Origin of the sequence: Streptomyces sp. NPDC048718 (assembly GCF_043198875.1) — a bacterium.
In the GTDB taxonomy this organism is placed as follows: domain Bacteria; phylum Actinomycetota; class Actinomycetes; order Streptomycetales; family Streptomycetaceae; genus Streptomyces.
The window spans coordinates 316,427-336,476 of record NZ_JBICVG010000006.1; the positions used below are offsets into that span (position 1 = coordinate 316,427).

At 72.4% G+C, this 20,050-nt stretch carries 20 protein-coding genes and 1 pseudogene; 13 read left to right on the forward strand and 8 right to left on the reverse strand.

Annotated features, from left to right (window positions below):
• Nucleotides 1-9: 9 nt before the first annotated feature.
• Both ACGFRB_RS14120 and ACGFRB_RS14125 read right to left on the reverse strand, forming a co-directional pair.
• A complete protein-coding gene (locus ACGFRB_RS14120) occupies nt 10-1,131 on the reverse strand; it encodes an acyltransferase (protein ID WP_393242910.1) in 1,122 nt (373 codons plus the stop codon).
• 176 nt (nt 1,132-1,307) lie between these two features.
• Nucleotides 1,308-3,095, reverse strand: coding sequence for an AMP-dependent synthetase/ligase (locus tag ACGFRB_RS14125; RefSeq protein WP_393242912.1), 1,788 nt, complete (start codon nt 3,093-3,095; stop codon nt 1,308-1,310).
• A gap of 329 nt (nt 3,096-3,424) precedes the next feature.
• Between ACGFRB_RS14125 and ACGFRB_RS14130 the strand changes: the two genes are divergently transcribed.
• Together ACGFRB_RS14130 and ACGFRB_RS14135 are read left to right on the forward strand one after the other, a co-directional pair.
• Nucleotides 3,425-4,822 carry an acyltransferase gene (locus ACGFRB_RS14130; RefSeq protein ID WP_393242914.1) on the forward strand — a complete coding sequence of 466 codons (1,398 nt, stop codon included), beginning with the start codon at nt 3,425-3,427 and terminating at the stop codon, nt 4,820-4,822.
• 223 nt (nt 4,823-5,045) lie between these two features.
• Nucleotides 5,046-5,429: a VOC family protein gene (locus tag ACGFRB_RS14135; protein WP_363007580.1), complete on the forward strand. Its 384-nt coding sequence runs from the start codon at nt 5,046-5,048 to the stop codon at nt 5,427-5,429.
• A 39-nt stretch (nt 5,430-5,468) separates the two neighbouring features.
• Here ACGFRB_RS14135 and ACGFRB_RS14140 read toward each other — a convergent pair whose 3' ends face one another.
• Both ACGFRB_RS14140 and ACGFRB_RS14145 read right to left on the reverse strand, forming a co-directional pair.
• Nucleotides 5,469-5,771 carry a hypothetical protein gene (locus ACGFRB_RS14140; RefSeq protein ID WP_393242916.1) on the reverse strand — a complete coding sequence of 101 codons (303 nt, stop codon included), beginning with the start codon at nt 5,769-5,771 and terminating at the stop codon, nt 5,469-5,471.
• A 174-nt stretch (nt 5,772-5,945) separates the two neighbouring features.
• Nucleotides 5,946-6,305, reverse strand: coding sequence for a hypothetical protein (locus ACGFRB_RS14145; protein ID WP_393243120.1), 360 nt, complete (start codon nt 6,303-6,305; stop codon nt 5,946-5,948).
• 220 nt (nt 6,306-6,525) lie between these two features.
• On the opposite strand from ACGFRB_RS14145, the gene ACGFRB_RS14150 reads away from it, so the two are divergent.
• Nucleotides 6,526-7,149 (forward strand): nucleoside/nucleotide kinase family protein, encoded by a 624-nt coding sequence (locus tag ACGFRB_RS14150; protein ID WP_393242918.1) that lies wholly within the window; start codon nt 6,526-6,528, stop codon nt 7,147-7,149.
• Between the two features lie 214 nt (nt 7,150-7,363).
• Complete coding sequence (locus ACGFRB_RS14155; RefSeq protein ID WP_393242920.1) at nt 7,364-8,473, forward strand: hypothetical protein; 1,110 nt, start codon at nt 7,364-7,366, stop codon at nt 8,471-8,473.
• On the opposite strand, the gene ACGFRB_RS14160 is transcribed toward ACGFRB_RS14155, so the two are convergent.
• Entirely contained in the window at nt 8,474-9,313 is an 840-nt protein-coding gene (locus tag ACGFRB_RS14160; RefSeq protein WP_393242922.1) for an NmrA family NAD(P)-binding protein, read from the reverse strand.
• 86 nt (nt 9,314-9,399) lie between these two features.
• Here ACGFRB_RS14160 and ACGFRB_RS14165 point away from each other — a divergent pair, with 86 nt between their 5' ends.
• The 3 genes from ACGFRB_RS14165 to ACGFRB_RS14175 all read left to right on the forward strand — a co-directional run bounded on the left by ACGFRB_RS14165 (nt 9,400) and on the right by ACGFRB_RS14175 (nt 11,310).
• Nucleotides 9,400-9,891: a helix-turn-helix domain-containing protein gene (locus tag ACGFRB_RS14165; protein WP_363007570.1), complete on the forward strand. Its 492-nt coding sequence runs from the start codon at nt 9,400-9,402 to the stop codon at nt 9,889-9,891.
• Between the two features lie 289 nt (nt 9,892-10,180).
• A complete protein-coding gene (locus ACGFRB_RS14170) occupies nt 10,181-10,708 on the forward strand; it encodes a DUF3710 domain-containing protein (protein ID WP_393242924.1) in 528 nt (175 codons plus the stop codon).
• Between the two features lie 224 nt (nt 10,709-10,932).
• Nucleotides 10,933-11,310, forward strand: coding sequence for a nuclear transport factor 2 family protein (locus tag ACGFRB_RS14175; RefSeq protein WP_363007566.1), 378 nt, complete (start codon nt 10,933-10,935; stop codon nt 11,308-11,310).
• Between the two features lie 137 nt (nt 11,311-11,447).
• Here ACGFRB_RS14175 and ACGFRB_RS14180 read toward each other — a convergent pair whose 3' ends face one another.
• A complete protein-coding gene (locus ACGFRB_RS14180; RefSeq protein ID WP_393242926.1) occupies nt 11,448-11,954 on the reverse strand; it encodes a hypothetical protein in 507 nt (168 codons plus the stop codon).
• Between the two features lie 32 nt (nt 11,955-11,986).
• On the opposite strand from ACGFRB_RS14180, the pseudogene ACGFRB_RS14185 reads away from it, so the two are divergent.
• The 5 genes and pseudogenes from ACGFRB_RS14185 to ACGFRB_RS14205 form a co-directional block, all read left to right on the forward strand.
• Nucleotides 11,987-12,165: pseudogene (locus ACGFRB_RS14185) on the forward strand (cysteine hydrolase); the annotation flags it as partial.
• A gap of 338 nt (nt 12,166-12,503) precedes the next feature.
• A complete protein-coding gene (locus ACGFRB_RS14190) occupies nt 12,504-13,457 on the forward strand; it encodes a hypothetical protein (protein ID WP_363007562.1) in 954 nt (317 codons plus the stop codon).
• Between the two features lie 55 nt (nt 13,458-13,512).
• Nucleotides 13,513-14,088 carry a GNAT family N-acetyltransferase gene (locus ACGFRB_RS14195; protein WP_393242928.1) on the forward strand — a complete coding sequence of 192 codons (576 nt, stop codon included), beginning with the start codon at nt 13,513-13,515 and terminating at the stop codon, nt 14,086-14,088.
• A 128-nt stretch (nt 14,089-14,216) separates the two neighbouring features.
• Complete coding sequence (locus ACGFRB_RS14200; protein WP_393242930.1) at nt 14,217-14,702, forward strand: DUF6924 domain-containing protein; 486 nt, start codon at nt 14,217-14,219, stop codon at nt 14,700-14,702.
• 187 nt (nt 14,703-14,889) lie between these two features.
• On the forward strand, nt 14,890-16,059 hold the full coding sequence (locus tag ACGFRB_RS14205) for a M24 family metallopeptidase (protein ID WP_393242932.1): 1,170 nt from the start codon (nt 14,890-14,892) through the stop codon (nt 16,057-16,059).
• 62 nt (nt 16,060-16,121) lie between these two features.
• On the opposite strand, the gene treZ is transcribed toward ACGFRB_RS14205, so the two are convergent.
• Nucleotides 16,122-17,873: a malto-oligosyltrehalose trehalohydrolase gene (treZ, locus tag ACGFRB_RS14210; protein ID WP_393242934.1), complete on the reverse strand. Its 1,752-nt coding sequence runs from the start codon at nt 17,871-17,873 to the stop codon at nt 16,122-16,124.
• 209 nt (nt 17,874-18,082) lie between these two features.
• On the reverse strand, nt 18,083-19,156 hold the full coding sequence (locus tag ACGFRB_RS14215; RefSeq protein WP_393242936.1) for a GNAT family N-acetyltransferase: 1,074 nt from the start codon (nt 19,154-19,156) through the stop codon (nt 18,083-18,085).
• A 195-nt stretch (nt 19,157-19,351) separates the two neighbouring features.
• Between ACGFRB_RS14215 and ACGFRB_RS14220 the strand changes: the two genes are divergently transcribed.
• Nucleotides 19,352-19,918, forward strand: coding sequence for a DUF1707 and FHA domain-containing protein (locus ACGFRB_RS14220; protein ID WP_361224341.1), 567 nt, complete (start codon nt 19,352-19,354; stop codon nt 19,916-19,918).
• Nucleotides 19,919-20,050: the final 132 nt, after the last annotated feature.

Genomic DNA, 20,050 nt, shown 5'->3' on the forward strand with positions numbered 1-20,050 from the left:
AGGCGATCGTCACTTGCCGCCCGCGGACCTTCTCCCGCGGCGCCGGACCTTGAACTCGACCGGGGCGAACACAGCGACCAGAGCGACGAGTACGGCCAGGGGGGCCGGCAGCCAGAACCAGCGCTGCTCCCACCACTGGGCGGTCGGCTCGGCCAGGAGCGTGTGGCCCAGACCCTCGTAGATCCACACCGTGACGACATAGGCGGTCATGTGCCACAGGAACACGGTGATCGCTACCAGGTTGAGCGCCACCACGGGCTTCCACACACGGGGGTGGCGCAGGAGGCGTGCCGTGGCCGGGGTGATCAGGGCCAGTAGCCCGAGCTGGAAGACGGCGAGCGCCGCGATGGCCGCGTTGGTCGGGAAAATGTTCGACTCGGTGTCGCCCACCGTACCGACCATCGAGCGGGGGTACCCGGCGAAGACCGTCAGCACGATCAAGGCCAGCAGACCGGCCCCGGTGACCGCCAGCCGCTGGACCAACGGCCGCCGGCCGGGGTTCCAGGTGCGCCAGGCGTAGCCGAGTTGGTGACAGAACAGCCACACCAGCGCGAGGGTGACCCAGTCGGCCCACTCCAGCCCGACGCCTCGGCCGAGCACACTGCCGACGGCGATCAGTACGACGAGCGCGGCCAGGGTGCCGACGGCGTGGCGGGCGTGCAGGGAAGCCGTCACCGGTACGGCGACGATCAGCAGGCCGTACACCCCGAGAAACCACAAGGGCGTCAGGTAACCGGGGAACCACTGCCACATCCAGCGGTGGGGCCCCGGCAGGGCCGCGGCGATCAGCTCGCCGGCCAGCCATACCCCCGCCCAGACGGCGGTGGGCACCGACAGTCTGCGGAGCCGGTCGGTGACGAACCGGCCGGCGGGATCCTTGTTCGCCTGTGTCCGCTGCCAGCCGGCCAGGTTCGCGTAGCCGCCGACCAGGAAGAACACCGGCATGATCTGCAGAACCCAGGTGGCCAGCCATCCACCGGGGACGGCGTCGATCGGGTTGGACATGACGAGGACGCCGTCAGCGTTGCGGTAGGTGACCGACAGCGTCCAGTGCCACAGGGTGACCACCACGATGCTGAGCACGCGGGCGGCGTCGACGACACGGTCCCGGGTCTCCGGCGTGGCCCGCACCAGCCGGTCCAGAGCGCCACCGGCTCCGTGCGCTTTGCCGGCCCCGTGCGCCCCACCGGCCCCGCGTGCCCCACCGACTCCGTGCGCTTTGCCGGCCCCGTGCGCCCCACCGGCCCCGCGTGCCCCACGGGCTTCGCTGGCCCCGGGGTCACGAGACCCCTGGTGCCGACGCGGGATCATGCCCGGTACAGCGCTTCGACATCCGCGGCGAAGTCCTTGAGTACCCGGGCGCGCCGGACCTTCAAGGTCGGGGTGAGATAGCCGTGCGCCTCGGTCAGGTCACCGGGCAGGACTCTGAATCTGCGCATCCGCTCGGCCCGGCTGACGGTCGCGTTGACCTCGTCGACCGCCTGCTGCACCTGGGCGATCAGGGCGGGGTCGTCGCGGAGCTGCGCGGGGGTGGCGGACGCCGGCTTGCCGGCGCTCTTCTTCCAGGCCGCCAGCCCCTCCTCGTCGAGCGTGATCAGGCCGGCGATGAACGGACGCTGGTCGCCGACGGCCACCACCTGGCTGATCAGAGGGTGGGCGCGCAGCCGGTCCTCCAGCTCCGCGGGCAGGACGTTCTTGCCTCCGGCGGTGACGATGAGCTCCTTCTTGCGGCCCGAGATGGTCAGGAACCCGTTGTCGTCCAGGGTGCCGACATCGCCGGTGTACAGCCAGCCATCGGCGGTCAGGGTCTCCTTCGTGACCTGCTCGTTTCGCCAGTAGCCCGGGAAGACCACGGGGCCGCGGAGCAGGATCTCGCCGTCCTCGGCGATGCGGACCGTGACGCCGGGCAACGGCTTCCCCACCGAACCGATCTTGATCGCGAAAGGCGTGTTGACGGTGGCGGCGGCGCTGGTCTCGGTCAGGCCGTACCCCTCCAGCACGGTCACGCCGATGCCCCGGTAGAAGTGGCCGAGCCGGGTGCCGAGCGGAGCGCCGCCGCTGATGGCATGGGTGACCCGTCCGCCGAGCGCCGCCCGCAGCTTGCGGTAGACCAGCCGGTCGAACAGGCGGTGGGCCAGCGTCAGTCGCAGGCTGGGGCGTTTGCGGTCCAGCGCCTGGCTGTAGCGGACGGCGACCCGCTCGGCACGCCGGAAGACGCCGCCTCGGCCCTGCTCCTCGGCGCGCTGCCGCGCACGGGCGTAGACCTTCTCCAGCACCCTGGGCACCGACAGGATGAACGTCGGCCGCAGCGCCGCCAGGTGGTCCGGCAGCCGGGCGACGTCGGACGTGTGGGCCAGCCGTACGCCGTGCTCGACACAGGCCACCTGGATCACCCGGGCGAACACGTGCGCCAGCGGCAGGAATAGCACGGTCGAGGCGTCGCGGCCGAAGATCTCCCGCAGTGCCTCGATCGAGGCACGGGCGTCGTGGAGCAGGTTGGCGTGGGTGAGGACGCACCCCTTGGGGCGGCCGGTGGTTCCGGAGGTGTAGTTGATGGTGGCGGTGTCGTCCGCGCGGACCGCGTCGCGGCGCTCGTCGACCCGGGAGCCGGGAACCCCCTCGCCCTCCCGTCGCAGCCGGGCGAGGTCGCCGGCGTCGATCTGCCACACCTGCCGCAGCCCGGGAAGATCCACCTGGATGTCCGCCATCCGGCGGCGGTGGTCCGATGTCTCGACCACGGTCGCGACGGCCTGCGAATCCTCCAGCACCCATTGGATCTGCTCGGCCGAGGCGGTGTCGTAGACCGGCACCGGCACGGCCCCGACCGTCCACAGGGCGTAGTCGGTCACGGTCCACTCGTAGCTGGTCGCGGCCAGCAGGGCGACCCTGTCGCCGGTCCGGATCCCGGCGGCGAGGAATCCCGCCGCGAGGGAGTGCACATCGCTCGCGAACCGCGCGGCCGTCACGGGCTCCCAGCCGCTGCCCGTCGGCCGGTCGAACAGGACGGCTTTCGCCCGGTCGCTCCGGAACACCGTGTCGGCCAGCTGTTCCTGGGGAGCGATCCGGATCGAGGACGGACTCTCGTACGTGCGCATGGTGCCAGTCTCCGGCGAGATCGAGACGCGCACGATCCGCTGCGGCCGTATGTGCGAGGCTCCTCGCCGGCTTCCGGACGTGGGTGCGGACGTGGGTCGGACAGGGATGCACGGGCGTGGGTACGGATACGACGCGTCCAGGGCGTGGGCCGGACGCTTGGCCGGATTGCGGTGACATGCCAGGGTGCGTTCACTTCTCTAGGACAGGTTCCCGGTGTGGTGACGCGCCCGGAGGCCGGGGAGGCCGGGGAGGACGGGCCAGCGGGCCCGGCGGCCGTGCGGACGTGCGGTCGTGCGGACGTGCGGTCGTGCGAGAGAGTGAGGACCGGGTGCGGATTCGGGAGCTCGCCGCCGCTACTCCCGCGCGCCGTGATCGCTGTGTCGACTTCCTCCGGGCGTTCGCCATCGTCATGGTGGTGATCGGCCACTGGCTCGCCGTGGTGATCACCTTCCAGGACGGCCGGCTGGACGGCGAGCACATGCTCGCCGTCCAGCCCTGGACACGGTGGCTCACCTGGGTGTTCCAGGTGATGGGGATCTTCTTCCTGGTCGGCGGCTACGCCAACGCCGCGTCCTGGACCTCGGCCCGCGGGCGCGGGGACGGATACGCCGCCTGGATGGGGTCGCGCGCGCAGCGGCTGCTGCGGCCGACGACGGTGTTCATCGTGATCGGGGTCGCCGCCTCCGCGATCGCCCGGCTGGCGGGCGCCGATCCGGGGCTGGTGCGGCTGGCCGCCTGGGTGGTGGCCATCTCGCTGTGGTTCCTCGCCGTCTATCTGGTGGTCGTCGCCGTGACCCCGGCGATGCTGGCCGCCCACCGGCGCTGGGGCCTGGCCGTTCCGGCGGTTCTCACCGCGGCCGCCGCGGGCTTCGACGTCCTGCGGCTGAGCACAGGCGACGCCGGCCTGGCCGCCGCCAACTATCTGCTCGTCTGGCTGACCCTTCCCCAACTCGGCTTCGCCTGGCGCGACGGCACCCTGACCCGCTCCGCCCGGCCCTGGCTGCTGTTCCTCGGTGGGTCGGCCGCGCTGGTCGTACTGACGACGATCGGGCCGTATCCGGTCAGCATGGTCGGCGTGCCCGGGGCCGAGCTGCAGAACACCTCGCCGCCGACGATCGCGCTGCTCTCCCTGGCCGTGGCCCAGACCGGTCTGGCCCTGCTGCTCGCCGAGCCGTTGCGCGCCTGGCTGCGTCGCGAACGGGTCTGGATGACGGTGATCGCCGTCAACGCGGGGATCATGACGCTGTTCCTGTGGCACATGGTCCCGGTGCTCGTGGCCGCGCTCGCGCTCTACCCGACCGGCATCATGCCCCGACCGGAGGTCGGGTCGGCGAGCTGGTTCGCCTGGCGGCCGGTGTGGGTGGCGATCTGCGCCCTGCTGCTCGCGGGCTTCGTCACGGTGTTCGTACGTTTCGAACGTCCGCGCCGCAAGAGGGCGACGGGGACCCGTACCGCCACCTCTGCCGCCCCCCGTTCCGCCGGCCGGATGGCCCCCGGCGCCGGTGGAACCGCGGGGCGTCTCGCCGTCGCCCTGACACTGGTCGGCACGGCCGCGAGCAGCGTCGGCATCATCCGGCTCACCATCGGAGGCTTCCAGGGCGCGGGGCCGGCGGGCATCCCCCTGGCGGCCCTGCTGATCTATCTGGCGGGGCTGTTCGCCTTCTGGGCGGCAGGCCGTGTACGGACCTCACGGCCGGCTCCCGACGCCGCAGGGCGGGACGCGTGACCGGGGCCGTGCCGCGTCCAACGAGGGTGCCGCCGTTGTCCCCGGACAGTGCCGCCTCCAATGCCTTGGAGTTTTCGGGGTGTTGGGAGGGGCTCGGGAGTTTCCGGCGTGTGCGGGGCGTGGGGGCATGGGAAAGGGGGCGCGGGGTGCCGACCCCTGTCGACCTCGGGCGCGCGTGAAAAATCTTGAGGGGCAGGTCCGTTGTCCCCCTACACTGCGGCGCATGGCATGCCGTATCAGTGAACTGGTCATCGAATGCGTCGACCCCGAGCGTCTCGCCGCCTTCTGGAGCGAGGTGCTCGGCTTCGTCGAGATCGACCGTGAGGGAGACGTCCTCATCGAAATCGGTCCGTCCGACGCCGGGTTCGGCGGCCCGCAGCCCACGCTCCTCTTTCTCCGCAACGACGCCCCGCGCGCGGGCAAGCTCCGTCTGCACTTCGACGTCAACGCCACCGACCGCGATCAGGACGCCGAACTGGAGCGACTGCTCGCCCTCGGCGCGAAGCCGGTCGACATCGGCCAGGGCGAGTCGGCCTCGTGGCATGTGCTGACGGACCCCGAGGGCAATGAATTCTGCCTCCTGCAGCGCCGCCTCGCACCGCTCTGAGCGCGGGAGCCGGCCGCGGGGCGGCTCACTCGCTCGACCTCACGATCCGTTCCAGATCCCCAGGCGCTTGAGCCGGCGCTGCCGAAGCCGCTCCGAGACGGCCGTGAGGCCATAGACAAGCCCCAGGAGCAGCCCGAAGATCACGGCGAACAGGGGATCACGCGGTTCGTCCTCGCGCGCCAGCAGCAAGAGGACAAGGGTGGCGGGCACCGCGACACAGAGGCCGGTGCCGATCGGGTGGCGGGCCACCCATTTCTGGATCGTGGTGGGACGCCGCTGCCCGCCCAGGGACTTGTCCCAAGCCCAGAACGCGTTCGCCAGAGATCGTCGCCAATTCGCCATGCGGGGAGGATAAGGGAGGCGGAGGCTGCCTCCGCCGAGAGACCGGCGCTGGGCAGGCAGTCGGGCGGCAGGGGGAGAGGGGGGAGTGGACAGGCGGGGGTCGTGACGCTTCCCGCCACGCGCTCTGCTCCTGGCCGCCCCCCCCCGCCGTCGGACCGGTCCCCGCCTGTCGGCTCAGCGGAACTCGCGGACGACCTCGATCGTGCCGACGATGTGCGCGTTGAACTCGTCCAGTTCCTCCGCCGGTACCCACAGCTCCAGAATCGTCTCGCCCCCGGCCTGTCGCACGGGGTAGCGGGACAGGAAGTCGCTCTCGACCTCGAAGCGGGTCACGTAACCGACGCCGCTGTGCGGGACGTTCCAGTCCCGCGCGATCCGGATCGCGTAGTCCTCGTTCAGGACCGGATAGAAGATCGGCTGCTCCGGCAGCCGCGGCGGCCACGCCCGCCATCCGGAAGCGCGCACGAGCTTCAGCTCCTCGGGTCCCGTGGGACGCCAGAGAGTGGTGGTGCTCGCGGTGCTCGCGGCGGTCATGGGGCTTGCGGTGCTGGTCGTGGGCCTGCTGGACATGCTCGCGGTCTTTCTCTGACGTGCTCGTGTGTACGGGGGTGGAGACGCGACGCTACCGGCGGGCCCCGGGCGCCGGCCACGGAATTCCGGGCCGGGGGCGGGCCGGGGACGAAGCCGGGTGCGGGATGGAGGTCGTGGCCGGCGCGGGCCTCGGGCCGAGGGCCGGTCGGTGACAATGGCGGGCATGGACGGACGACTCGAACCCCTCGTCGAGCGGACCCGGGAGCTTGCCCGGGACGGCCGGCGGCGCGTGCTCGGTATCGCGGGGCCGCCCGGCGCCGGGAAGTCGACGCTCGCCGCCGCACTCGTCGCGCGACTCGACGGCGCGGCCGTCCTCGTACCCATGGACGGCTTCCACCTCGCCCAGGCCGAACTGGAACGCCTCGGCCGCGCGAGCCGGAAGGGCGCGCCCGACACCTTCGACGCCGCCGGTTACACCACTCTGCTCACCCGGCTGCGTGCCGCCGAACCCGGCGTCACCGTGTACGCGCCCGCCTTCGACCGGGACTTGGAGGAGCCGGTGGCCGGGGCGATCCCCGTATCGCCGGAGATCCCGCTGGTGATCACCGAGGGGAACTACCTCCTGCACGACGAGGGCCGCTGGGCCGCCGTACTGCCTCTGCTCGACGAGGCCTGGTACACGGATCTCGACGACCGCACCCGGGTCGCCCGGCTCGTCGCGCGGCACATCCGCTTCGGCAAGGACCCGGCGTACGCCGAACGCTGGGTCGCCGACTCCGACGAGCCCAACGCCCGCCTGGTGGCGCGCGGCAGGGCCCGCGCCCATCGCGTCGTCCCCATGCCGTGACGCGACGGACGCGGCGAGAGCGGCGGGAGCGGCGGGAGCGGCGGCTGTGACGGCTGTGACGGACGCGGCGCGAGTGGTGGAAGCGATGGGGCGGTGTCGGACAGGTGACCGTCGTCCCGGTCGCGGGAACGGTCGCCCGGACCCACTCTGACCAGGAGTTTTCCCTGGCTTGAGGTATTGCGGAGGGTGATCGTTTCGGAGAGGATTCCCCGCTGTGATCACCTTCGTCCTCGTCGTCGTATTCGGCGCGTCCCTCCCCGTGCTCTACCACTTGTTCCTCAGACCGGCCCGCGCCGACAAGCAGGTCTTCGAGGCGGCCGCCTACGGTCTGCCGCCTCGCGAACTGCTCGACCCGGAGCACCCCGGTCCGCCCCCGCCGCCCCACCGGATGAAGGAGCGGCAGGCCGTCGCCGACGCCGCGTGGGCAGGGCACTGGCAGTCCGCCGCGCGGTACGTCCGGGCGGCGGGCGAGGACTGGGACGAGCGCTGGAGCCGGCTGGAGATCCTGCGGCACGTCGCCGCGGAGGACGACGCCTGGCTGGACGCCTGGCGCGCCGCCGAGCCCGGCGACTGCGACGCGGCCACCCTGCACGCGAGCCTGATGGTCCACCGCGCCTGGAAGATCCGGGGCCGCGGGTACGCCCACGAGGTCAGCGCCTCGGCCATGAATCAATTCGTTTCCCTGCTTCCGGCCGCGATCGAGGAGGCGCGGCGGGCCGCGCTGCTCGACCCCGCCAACCCGGGCCCCTGGGTCGTCATGATCACGGCGGCGCGAGGGGCGAAGTACGACCACGCCCGGTTCAGGCCGCTCTGGGACGGACTCGTCGCCCGCGCGCCGTACCACTACGAGGGGCACTGGCAGGCGCTCCAGTACTGGTGCGCCAAGTGGTTCGGCAGCGACCGGGAGATGATGCGGTTCGGCCGTGAGGCGGTCCGCAAGGCCCCGCCCGGCAGCCCGCTCGCCGGGATCTATCTGCACGCGCTGAGCGAACTGGCCGACCGCCCGGCCGGCCTGCTGCCGCCCGTCACCCCCATGACGCGGAGCCGGCTGAAGCGGATCGCGGCCACGCTCGACACGGTCGAGCCCGACGACGAGCGCCTGCCCTACCTGCGCCATCTGCTGGCGCACGCCATGCTGCGATCGATGCTGTACGGGCCCGCCCTGAAGCAGTTCCGGCTGATCGGCGTGTGGTGCGGCGCCCAGGTCTGGCGCGAGAACGGCAACGCGGTCCTGGGCTTCGAAGCGGCCCGGCGCAAGGCCGCGCAGCTCTCCCGGCCCCGTCCCCTGCCGCCTCCGCCGCCGACCCACGGCATGGGGCGCTGACTACCCGTCCGCCCCCGGGCGGGTGGCGGACGCGGCAGCGACTGCCACGGCCAGCGGGTCGCGGGCCGGGCGGCCGAGGAGATCCGTGAGGTCGGACGTGCTGCCGTCCAGGAAGCCGTGCCGGACGGCGGTGGCGATCGAGACGAGCATGGGCGGCTGGAACGGCAGCAGCCCCGACGCCTCGTCGAGGAGCCTGCCCCGGTACTCGCCCAGGCCGATGGAGCGGTGCGGGACCCCGAGCCGGGCCGCCACCTGGTCCGCCGTGATCGGCGTGCCGACGAGGTCGTAGACCCGGCCGTCGTGCCGGGCCGGATCCTCCGCGACGACCGCCGCGGCCTCGGCGAGGTCCTCCCGCGCGACCGCCGTCAGGGCGCCGTCCCCGAACGCGGACTCCACGCCCGTGCCCGCGCCCGCGTCCGTCCCCGCCCACATCAGCAGGCCGCCGAAGAGTTCGGCGTACAGGCCGTTGCGCAGGATCGTCCATGGCAGTCCGCTCGCCCGGACCAGGCGCTCGGTGGCGCGGTGGGCCGGGGCGAAGGCGAGGTGGTCGCCGGCCGTGGTCAGGCTCGTGTAGACGACATGACCGACGCCGTCGCGCACGGCGGCGTCCAGGACCGCCGCGTGCCGCGCCACGACCAGGTCGTCCTCTCCGTACCCGGCGGAGACCAGGACCAGGGTCGCCACTCCGGTGAGATCGAGGCTCGCGGGGTCGTCGAAGTCGAGACGCCGGGTCCCCTCGCCCGGTGTGCGGCTGCCGCCCGTCGCGTCGGCGCCTCGGGCGCGCAGCGCCGCGAGGGTGGCCGAGCCGAGGTGCCCGTTCGCTCCTGTCACCAAGATCATGTCAATCGCGTCTTCCGTCGTGGTTCTCTTCGGTAACTACGCTTGATCCTCGAACGCGTGAACCCCGACGACAAGAAGGCAGTTTGATGTCACTCACGCACACCGAAGTAACCACCCCCGCCGATGCGGGTGTCATCGTCCCTACCGACGCCGGGGTGGCCGTCCTCGCCGATGCCGGGGTGACCGCGCCCGCCGAACTGGAGGCCTGCGGGCGCGAAGACCACCCCGACTGCGGCATCCGTGATGTCCTGGACCGCATCGGCGACAAGTGGTCGGTGCTCGTGATCGTCGAACTCGCGGGCGGGCCGCGCCGGTTCCGCGAACTCCAGCGGGCGATCGACGGCATCTCGCAGCGCATGCTCACCCTGACCGTCCGCAGGCTCGAACGTGACGGACTCGTCCTGCGTACCGTGTACCCGACCGTCCCGGCGCAGGTCGACTACCGCCTGACCGAGACCGGAGCCGGTCTCACCCATCTGGTGAAGGCGCTCGCCGACTGGTCGCTCGCGCACCGAGCCGTCATCGCCGAGGCGCGGCACGCGTACGACGAGACCCACCCCGGTAACGACATCCATTGATCGGACTGATTGAACTGATCGGACCGATCTCTCCGCGCCAGACCTGGTCGCCCGCGCGCATGTCGGCGAACAGGCCGGGTATCCCGGCGCGGTGGACCCCGGCGTAGGAACGGCCTTGCTCCTACGGCTACTTCACCTCCTTTACCCCGTTCCACTCCTCCGGCTCGGTCGTTGTTCCGTCTCCGTTCCGCCGCCGTTCCGTGTCGTCCCGTCCCTGGCCGCCTCCAGCTCCGGCGGTTAGCCTCGGCAGAGCGCGGCGGGCCGGTGCGCGAGGCGACGGGGGGAACCGATGCCGGAAACCGACATGCTGGATCTCGGCGGGCTGCGGATACCGCAGGGGCCGGGAATCGAAGTCAGGCTGGAGAGCGGGGGAGTTCCCGCCCGCCTGCTGGCGGCCACGGTGCTCCACGAGGCATCGGCGCTGCAACTCCAGGCGTACCGAGGCCCCGACGTGCGCTGGGCGGCCGTGCGGGCCGAGCTGATCGAGGGCGTCGAGGACCGGGGCGGCACCGCCTGGGAGCGGCCAGGACCGGGCGGGACCGAGGTCCGGTGCGCCCTGGCCGCCGAGTCCTACGAAGGCCGCCGCACCGACACGGACGTGCGGATGCTGGGGCGGGAAGGCCCGGGATGGCTGCTGCGGGGCACGGTCACGGGGTCGGACGTCGACCCCGTCCGCGGCGGTGAGGACTGGGCGTACGACTACTTCACCCGGGTCGTGGTGGTCCCCGGCTTCGGACGCGGCCGAGCGGCCTCGCTGTCCGCCGTACTCGGCCGCGCCCGCGCCACGGGCTTGATCCCCCTCCGGTTCCCTGTCTGACACGACGGGCACAGCGGGTGGGACGTGCGGTGGGCGGGTTCACGGTGGGTGAGGCGCGCGGTGGTGGGGCGGCCGATCCGGCGCCGGTGGGTGCGCCCACCGACGCCGTACCCTCAGGAGCCGTCGGACGGCATCCAGCGCGGTGCTGCGGCCGGGATGGTTCACCGTGACCGGCAGGCGGCTCGGGGGCCGAGCGCACGCGAACCGGCTGGTATTACTGAGGCATGCAGGAAGAGACCGCACGCTCCGCGATCGACACATTCATCTCCGCGTTCAACGCCTCGGACGACAACTATGTGACCGACCTGCTCTCCCAGGCCCTGACCTCGGACGTGGTCTTCTGGGGACCGTTGGGCCGCAGCGAAGGAATCGCGGCGGTCGAGCGGTTCGTGCTGGACATCCGGCACCACCCGGCGGGGACCGGCACGATGGTGCGCTGCTCGGCGGTGGACATGCCTGACGAATGGGCCCGGTACCAGTGGGTCTTCACCATGCCTGAGGGAGGCCCCCGCCTGGCGGGAACGGACGTCGTCCATCTGCGGCGGAGCCTCATCGACCAGGTCATCGTCTTCGCGGGGGAGATCGAGCCGTCCGCCTCCTGACCCGAGTCGTCCTTCCGCCGCTTTCCTCCCCCTCCTGAACTTGTCCCTTCGGCGTTCAGGAGCCGGCGTTCACGGTTGGTCAGGCTGCGGTGCCGAGGGGACGACCACCAACCCGGTGGACCTTCCCGGTCAGAGTGCTAGTCGGCCCGGCCGAGGCTGACGCCGGTCTCGACCGGAGTCGAGCGCCACATCACGCTCAGCACCGGGTGCCCGTCGATGAAACGGCGGGTGTCCGCGAGGGCCTCCGCTCGCGGGCTGCCGAGGGGAGCGAAGTCGAAGCCGGTGTCTCCGCCGCCGTCGGAACCGAGCAGACCCGCCCAGGCGGGATTCTCGGCGAAGACCGCCTGGAACTCCACCATCCAGAGCTGGAGATCGTCCGGGTGGCCGTCCCCTTCGACGGTCAGTTGCCGGCCGAGGGTCAGCGCGGGGCGATACCCGTTCCAGCTCCAGGCTCCCCACTCGACGATGAAGCCGTCCTTGTCGTCCCCGTCGTCCTCAAGGCCGGCGAGCCCCTCGACCGGAACCTGAGCGAACTCCTCGAAGGCGGCCCACGCCGCCGCCATGACACCGCCGCCCGGGGCGGCCGTGTGCCGGTCCAGGATCCGCTCGAACGCCGCGGCGCCGGTCTTCCAGGGAAAGGTCATGCCGGGCAGACTACCGATGGCTCCCGGCCGGCCTCGTACTCGTCGAGGACGGCCACACCACCTCCGTACGCGAGGACGACGGCCCCTACGCCGCGCCGGACGTCTCCCTCGCCCACCACAACGAGATCTTCCGCAACCTCGACTTCCCCGGCCGGTCGATCCGCGTCCTGCCCCCGTCGGCGTGGACTTCGCGGCAACCGGCCGCCGTTGAGCCGGATTAGGGCATACGAGGTGCGGCCGAGACCTGAGGCCGGGACGCACGGCCGGGATGTCCCGCTGAGGAACGGCTCGGAGAGTCCCCGCGCCGGGTGAGCCGGTCCGTGGGCGACTACCTGATGAACTGATGTCCGGTCTCCGGGCGCGAGACGGACACGCGCGCCCCGGCGCCTTCGGCGTGCGGGCCCGTGTCGACGCGCGTGGCGAGGCGCCCCCGGGCGGCCAACCCGTCCGTACGGCCCCCGGGTTGACCGGAGCGCGCCGCCAATGCGCCGTCCGCGCCCCAGGCGGGTGGGTAACCTGGCGAGAACGGCCGACGAAAGGCGGGACGACGTGGGGTGGTTCCGGCGAGGACCCCGACGGGATGGCGAAGGCGCGCCACGGGACCCGGAGTTCACGTACTTCTCCGAGCGCGAGGCCGCGCTCTTCCGCAGCCGGGTCCGGGAGACCTTCGCCGAACTCGGACTGGAGGTCACCGTCTACGCCGACCATGTGACGGACGACTCGGGCCGCCGCTTCGGGCTGGCCAATCTCGCCGCCGTCTGCCATCACGACCCGCGCGGCCCCCGTGTCTGGCATCAGCTCGTCAACCGTCACGTCGGACTCGTGGTCCGCGCCCTCGAAGGGCCCTCCGCCCTCGACACCCTGCCGCCCGAGCAGATCCGCTCCCAGCTCTACCCCCGTGTCGTCAGCGGCGAGGGCATCGACCCCGGCGCGTTCGGCTACGCCCGCAGCGTCGCCCCCGGGCTCTACGAAGTCCTGGCGCTCGACCTGCCAGAGAGCGTCATGACCCTCACCGACGAGGCACTCGAACGGCTCGGCGACCCGGCCCGGCTGCGCGCCCGGGCGCTCGACAACCTGCGCGGACTGCCCCTCGAAGGCCACGAGACCGTCAAGGACGCCGACGGCATGAGCTTCGAGGTCATCCTCGGCGACTCCTTCTACACCGCCAGCCGCGTCCTGGACCTCGATGCCGTCGTCCGTCGCGTCACCGGCCGCCCGCTCACCCCCGATGGCGCGCTCGTCGCCCTGCCCTTCCGGCACCAGCTCGCCTTCCACGTCATCCGCGACACCACCATCGTCCCCGCCCTCGGCGCCATGGCCTCCTTCGCCGCCTCCGGATACGAGGACACCCCCGGTGCCATCAGCCCGTACGTCTTCTGGTGGCACTCCGGCACCCTCACCCAGCTCAGCGAACACAGCGAGGACGACGGCCAGTTGAGGATCGTCGTCGGCGACGAGTTCCAGGATCTGCTCGAACGCCTCATCGTCCGGGACCCCGGGTAGCGGAGCTCGGGCAGCGGACCTCGGCACGGGGCCAAGCGGGGCTATGGTGACCGCCATGACTGCCACGACCGATCTCGGCCCCGTCGCCTGGCCACCCGTCCCCCTCCGCACCGAGCGGCTCGTGCTCCGGGCAGCCGAGGCCCGGGACCGGGCGGCGTTCGTCGATCTGTTCGCGTCGCCCGAGGTGGGCACCTACATAGGCGGCGCCCAGCCGCGCGACCACCTCGCGCGCGTGATGCCCGAGACGCCCGGACAGCGCCCCGGCTTCTTCGTGATCGACCTCGACGGTGAGATGATCGGCGCGGTCACCCTCGACCGGCGCGACGCGGAGCCCGGCGAGGGTCAGGAACGCGAGGAGCGTCCGGGGCACACCCCTGCGACCGCCGGGCCGGTCGAACTCGGCTTCCTGCTCCTTCCGCAGGCATGGGGAAACGGTTACGCCGCCGAAGCGAGCGAAGCGGCACTCGCGTGGCTGGCCGCCGCACTTCCCGGCGAACCGGTGACCCTCCGCACCCAGACCGCCAACGCCCGCGCGATGCGTCTCGCGTCGAAGCTCGGCTTCACGGAGGTCGAGCGCTTCGAGGCATACGGTGCCGAGCAGTGGTCCGGCGTACGTCCGGCCCACGCGTAAGCCCCGGCCCCGGCCCCTGCCCCTGCCCCGGCTTCACACGGCTGATCACCGGATTGTCAGTGCCGCCCCCTAGCGTGAGCGGACAGTGCTCGACAGCGCGGCGGACGCGCGGGTGGAGGGGCGGGGACATGAGTGACGGTGTGGAGTGGCCGGTCGAGCGGGACGCCGACGCCGCGCTGATCGTGAGGACGGACTATTCCGACGACCAGGCGTGGGAGGCGGTGTTGGCGGAGTTGAGGAAGCTCCCGGAGAAATGGGGCGACGACTACGAGTCGTACCTCCACATCGTCGACGATCCGGCGTGGGCGGGTGTGACTCCCGATCGGATGCTCGCGATGGCCTCCTCGGCCGGGGAACAGGACCACGAGGCGTATCTCGCCGACGGCGTCACGATGACGGGCACTCCCATGACACTGCTGGCCCTGTCCTTGCTGAGCGAGGATCACGCCGAGGACCCTGAACACTTCGAGGAGTGGGCCGGGTCGTTCCGCGTCACGCCGCCCGTCGTCCACGAGATGAACGCGAACCTGATCATCGCCAACCTGAGCTTCCGCGAGTTCGCGGAGACGGCCAGAGAGGACCCGGAAGGCATCTGCCGGGAACCCGTCTTCTGACGGTGCCGGGGCGTGGGCCCGGACGGCGAGGAGGGCGCCGGCCGGGTGCCGCCGCGGCTCCCGCCGGACGGCGGTTCCGGCGTCCGCACGACGACTGTCCAGTGACCGTCCGCCGGTCCGCCCGCGCGCGGTCGCGGGACGCTGCCGCCCCGGGGCAGGATGCTGTACGTCGAGGAGGAGATCACCCATGACCCAGAGCCCCGAGCCCCGGAGCACCACCCCCGAGGATCCCGAGAGCGCCCCCGCCCCCTTCACCGCCGACGACTACCGGGCCCGGATGGCCCGCGCCGCCGAATCCGCCGCCGCGGCCGGACTCGCCGGACTGCTCGTCGCACCCGGCCCCGACCTCACGTACCTCACCGGCTACCAGCCGACCGCGAGCACCGAACGGCTCACCGTCCTCGTCCTCGTCCCCGGCCGGGACCCCGTCCTCGTCGTCCCCACCCTGGAGGCCCCGGACGCGGCGAAGGCCGCCGGCGCCGCCGCGCTCACCCTGCGCGACTGGACCGACGGCAAGGACCCGTACGCCGTCACCGCGCCCCTGCTCGACGCCTCCGGCCGCTTCGGCGTCAGCGACAACGCCTGGGCCCTGCACCTGCTCGGCCTCCAGCAGGCCCTGCCGGGGACCTCGTACACCGCGCTCACCGATTCCCTGCCGATGCTCCGCGCCGTCAAGGACACCCACGAACTGGCCCGGATCGCCGCCGCCGGGGCCGCCGCCGACCGGACGTACGGCGAGATCCTGAAGGTCCGCTTCGCCGGCCGGAAGGAGAGCGACGTCGCCGCCGACCTGGCCGCCCTACTGCTGGGCTTCGGGCACTCCCAGGTCGACTTCACCGTCGTCGGCTCCGGCCCCAACGGCGCCAACCCGCACCACGAGGCCGGCGACCGGACGATCGAGCACGGCGACATGGTCGTCCTCGACTTCGGCGGCCTCAAGCACGGCTACGGCTCCGACACCACCCGTACCGTCCACGTCGGCGAGCCCACCGCCGAGGAGCGGCGCGTCCACGACCTCGTACGGGAAGCGCAGCAGGCCGGGTTCGAGGCGGTCCGGACCGGGGCCGCCTGCCAGGACGTGGACCGGGCCGCGCGCCGGGTGATCGCCGACGCGGGCTACGGCGAGTACTTCATCCACCGCACCGGCCACGGCATCGGCGTCACCACGCACGAACCCCCGTACATGATCGAGGGCGAGGAGCGGCCGATCGTCCCCGGCATGTGCTTCTCCATCGAGCCGGGCGTCTATCTGCCCGGCCGCTTCGGCGTGCGCATCGAGGACATCGTGACCTTGACGGAGGACGGTACCGGCCGCCGCTTCAACAACACCCCGCGCGAGATGGCCCTCGTCGAGTAGTCGCACAGCGGGGGAGGCGGACCGCGGGACCGGCACCGCAAGACGCCGGCAGCCACCGCCCGTCACCCGTCCGTGAAGACCGCCGCCGACTCCGCCGGCAGCCGCAGCATCCCGTCCCGGCCGGGTGCCTCCGTCCGCTCCCACGCGGCGAGCACCCGGTCGCGGCCGTTCGAACCGAGCGCGATCTCCGCCGGTTTCGCCCCCAGGTTCACCGCCACCCGTACGTCCCCGCGCCGGAACACCAGCCAGCGCGCCTCCTCGTCGTACGCCACCCGCACCGCCGCCAGGTCCGGATCGGTGAGGTCCGGCAGGGTACGGCGCAGCGCGATCAGCTCGCGGTGCCAGGTCAACAGCCGCTTGTGCGGATCGCGCCCGCGCTCGGCGCGGTCGAGCACGGAGCGGTCCCGGGTGGCCGGATCCTGTGGATCCGGAATCTCTTCCTCCGCCCAGCCGAACGCCGCGAACTCCCGCCGCCGCCCCTGTCGTACGGCCTCGGCGAGCTGCGGATCGGTGTGGTCGGTGAAGTACATCCACGGCGTCCGCGCCCCCCACTCCTCGCCCATGAACAGCATCGGCACCGCCGGACCGGTCAGCACCAGCGCCGCCGCGCAGGCCAGCAGCCCGGGGGAGAGGGTGGCGGAGAGCCGGTCGCCGGTGGCCCGGTTGCCGATCTGGTCGTGGGTCTGGGCGTAACCGAGGAACCGGTGCGCCGAGGTACGCGCCCGGTCCACCGGCCGGCCGTGCTTGCGGCCCCGAATGCTCGAGTACGTGCCGTCGTGGAAGAAGACCCGCGTGAGCGTCTTCGCCAGCGCGGCCATCGGGGCGCGCGCGAAGTCGGCGTAATACCCCTGGGACTCACCGGTCAGCGCGGTGTGCAGGGCATGGTGGAAGTCGTCGTTCCACTGGGCGTGCAGCCCCAGGCCGCCGGACCCGCGAGGGGCGGTCGTCCGCGGGTCGCACCGGTCGGACTCGGCGACCAGGAAGTGCCGGCGGCCCTGCTCGGCGGAGAGTTCGTCGACCGCCGCCGACAGCTCCTCCAGGAAGGTGAGCGCCCGGGTGTCGACGAGCGCGTGCACGGCGTCCAGCCGCAGCCCGTCGATCCGGTAGTCGCGCAGCCAGGCCAGCGCGCTGCCCAGGAAGTACGCCCGGACCTCGTCCGAACCCGGCGCGTCCAGGTTCACCGCCGGACCCCAGGGCGTGGTGTGGGTGTCGGTGAAGTACGGCCCGAAGGACGGCAGATGGTTGCCGGACGGGCCCAGGTGGTTGTGCACCACGTCCAGGACCACCCCGAGCCCGAGCCCGTGCGCCGCGTCCACGAACCGCTTCAGCGCCTCCGGCCCGCCGTACGGCTCGTGCACCGCCCATGGCGCGACCCCGTCGTACCCCCAGCCGCGCGTTCCCGGGAACGGGCACAGCGGCATCAGCTCCACATGGGTGACCCCGAGCCCCGCCAGTTCGCCGAGCCGCGCCGCCGCCGCGTCGAGCGTGCCCTCGGGAGTGAAGGTGCCGATGTGCAGCTCGTACACGACACCGGCCCGCAGCCGTAGCCGCGGGGTGTCGTGCCGCCAGACGTACGTGTCGTGGTCGACGACGGCGGCGAGACCGTCCGGGCCGTCGGGGAGACGGCGGGCGCGCGGATCGGGCAGCACGGGGCCGTCGTCCAGGGCGAAGCCGTACCGGTCGCCGTCGGCCGCCGGAGCGGTACCCGTCCACCAGCCGGCCCGCTCGGCGTCCCGCGTGAGCGGGTGCGCGGCACCGGCCAGCTCCAGCGTCACCCGGTCGCGGGCTTGTGGCGCCCATACCTCGAACAGCACGTGACGGTCCCCTCGTCTCGTCGAGGGCGCGCGGACACGGGGCGGGTCGGGGGCGGGCCGGGGCACCGGAGCCGCCGGAACCGCCGGGTTCGGTCGAAGACCACTCGGTCGTGTCGTCATATGGCCGAGTGGACCTGTTGCCCCTATTACCCCTGTGACCGCGCCCGTGTCCACACGCCCGATCCACGGCTACGGGACCATCCTGGCAGTCAGTCGCCCTGCCCGCCCGCTACCTCCGGCGCGTCCCACACGTAATTGATCTGCCGCTCGAAGGTGACGTAACCGGCCCGCGCGAAGGAACGCGCCATCGGCACATTGCCGACGTCCGTCGCCGCGCGGATCCGCGGCACGCCCTCCTCGGCGAGGATCCGGGTGCCCTCGGCGAGGATCTCGTCGATGTGGCCCCGGCCGCGGTGGGCGGGCAGCACCCCGAGGTACGCGATGATCGCGTGGTAGTTGTTGCGCGCGGGCACGACGAAGCCGACCGGCTCCCCGGTCGTGGCGAGCTCCGCGATCCGCCACCACGAGCGGGGCGTCGTGTAGTGCGCCAGCTCGTCGTCGTAGTGGAGTTCGGCGGCCTCGCGCAGCGAGAGCCCGGACGCCAGATCGGCCTGGCCGTGGGCGTCCAGCGTGCCCTCCATGACCGGGGTCATGAGCGCGAGCAGATCCTCACGGTCTCGGACGGGGCGGAAGACCAGTCGGCCGGTGGGCGCGGGCGGGGGAGTGGACGCGGACGCGGGAGTGGGCGGGGACAGGGGCGCGGGTGCCGCCGGCTCGCGGCGCCACTCCAAGCGAAGACGCTCGACCAGGGGCCGGGCACCGGAGGCAGCGAGAACGCCGAACAGGGTCTCCAGATGCGCACGCGTCTCCGGTACGTCCTGCCAGTCCGGCGGTATGTAGCGTCCGTACTCGGGGCGCGGGCCGTCCCCGACGACCGCCGCGCTCGCCGTCTCCAGCAGCCGCGTCCCGATGGCGGCGGCCTCGCCGGCGGGCAGGGCGGGGTCCAGATCGAAGAAGTCCAGATACTGGGGCTCCGCGCCGGGCCGGCCGGTCCACCAGCCGATCCGCCCGACCAGCCGCTCCCCGCGCAGCGCCACCCACAGCCACTCGGGGCGGCGGCGGCCGGTGGCGAGGTCGTCGGCGAGTTCGTGGTCCAGGACGTAGTCGAGACGGTTGAAGAGATCCAACTCCCCGGGGCCGGCCAGCGGCCGTACGACAAGCGGGGCTTGTGGGTCGTGCGGGGCGTGCCGGGTGTACGAGTCGGGTGACTCGGGTGAGGTCATACGGGTGTCCTCCAAGTGGTCGAAGCGGGCCGACCGTAACAACGAAGCGGCAGGGTGGCACGCGATTTAGGGGGTGTCCGGTGGATCAGGGGCGGATAGGCCGTGCCAGGCGTCATGGCCCCGACCGAGATCCGCCGGACAGCTCCTGACGGCCGTTCTGGACACCTCGGGGCCTTCCGGCGGACAATCACGAGCGTGACGACCCCTCACCCGTACCCGCTCCCGGCGCCCCCGCCGGACCGTGCCCCCCGCCTCGGCGACGCCGAGCGGGAACAGGCGCTCGCGGTGCTGCGCGAGGGAGTCGCGCAAGGACGGCTCTCGCACGACACGTTCCTCTTCCGGATGGAACGCGTCCTGGCCGCCCGGCGGCCCGAAGAACTCGTCGTACTCACCTCCGACCTCGCCACCGAGTCGGGCTGGAGCCGCCGGGTGATGGGCGCGGTCGGCCGCATGTCGGCGTTCACGGCGAAACTCAGCCGCACCTGGCACGCCGAACGCCTGCCCAAACTCCTCCTCCCGCCGCCCGGCCCGTACCCGCTGCGCATAGGACGCGACCCCCTGAACGGGCTCCGGCTCACCCACGAGACCGTCTCCCGCATGCACGCCGAACTCTCCTGCCAGGGTGGAACCTGGGTCCTGCGCGACCTCGGCTCGACCAACGGCACCACCGTGAACGGCCGCCGCGTCGTGGGCGCGGTGGCGGTCCGGCCCGGAGACCAGGTCGGCTTCGGACAGGTGGCGTACCGGCTTTCGGGAGACTGAGGAGTGGGCCTCTCTTTTGTGCCTCGGTTCTCCTCCGGGGTGCCGGAGTCGGACTCACAGCATCGATCGTGCTCGGCCGTTCGCGCCCGACTCGGCGACCCGATCAGGGACCGATTACCCGGCCAGAGCCGC

Coding starts and splice junctions, on each gene's coding strand:
- ACGFRB_RS14125 (WP_393242912.1), bottom strand. CDS start 3,095: ATGCGCACGTACGAGAGTCCGTCCTCGATCCGGATCGCTCCCCAGGAA.
- ACGFRB_RS14135 (WP_363007580.1), top strand. CDS start 5,046: ATGGCATGCCGTATCAGTGAACTGGTCATCGAATGCGTCGACCCCGAG.
- ACGFRB_RS14140 (WP_393242916.1), bottom strand. CDS start 5,771: ATGGCGAATTGGCGACGATCTCTGGCGAACGCGTTCTGGGCTTGGGAC.
- ACGFRB_RS14145 (WP_393243120.1), bottom strand. CDS start 6,305: ATGACCGCCGCGAGCACCGCGAGCACCACCACTCTCTGGCGTCCCACG.
- ACGFRB_RS14150 (WP_393242918.1), top strand. CDS start 6,526: ATGGACGGACGACTCGAACCCCTCGTCGAGCGGACCCGGGAGCTTGCC.
- ACGFRB_RS14160 (WP_393242922.1), bottom strand. CDS start 9,313: ATGATCTTGGTGACAGGAGCGAACGGGCACCTCGGCTCGGCCACCCTC.
- ACGFRB_RS14165 (WP_363007570.1), top strand. CDS start 9,400: ATGTCACTCACGCACACCGAAGTAACCACCCCCGCCGATGCGGGTGTC.
- ACGFRB_RS14170 (WP_393242924.1), top strand. CDS start 10,181: ATGCCGGAAACCGACATGCTGGATCTCGGCGGGCTGCGGATACCGCAG.
- ACGFRB_RS14175 (WP_363007566.1), top strand. CDS start 10,933: ATGCAGGAAGAGACCGCACGCTCCGCGATCGACACATTCATCTCCGCG.
- ACGFRB_RS14180 (WP_393242926.1), bottom strand. CDS start 11,954: ATGACCTTTCCCTGGAAGACCGGCGCCGCGGCGTTCGAGCGGATCCTG.
- ACGFRB_RS14195 (WP_393242928.1), top strand. CDS start 13,513: ATGACTGCCACGACCGATCTCGGCCCCGTCGCCTGGCCACCCGTCCCC.
- ACGFRB_RS14200 (WP_393242930.1), top strand. CDS start 14,217: ATGAGTGACGGTGTGGAGTGGCCGGTCGAGCGGGACGCCGACGCCGCG.
- ACGFRB_RS14205 (WP_393242932.1), top strand. CDS start 14,890: ATGACCCAGAGCCCCGAGCCCCGGAGCACCACCCCCGAGGATCCCGAG.
- ACGFRB_RS14215 (WP_393242936.1), bottom strand. CDS start 19,156: ATGACCTCACCCGAGTCACCCGACTCGTACACCCGGCACGCCCCGCAC.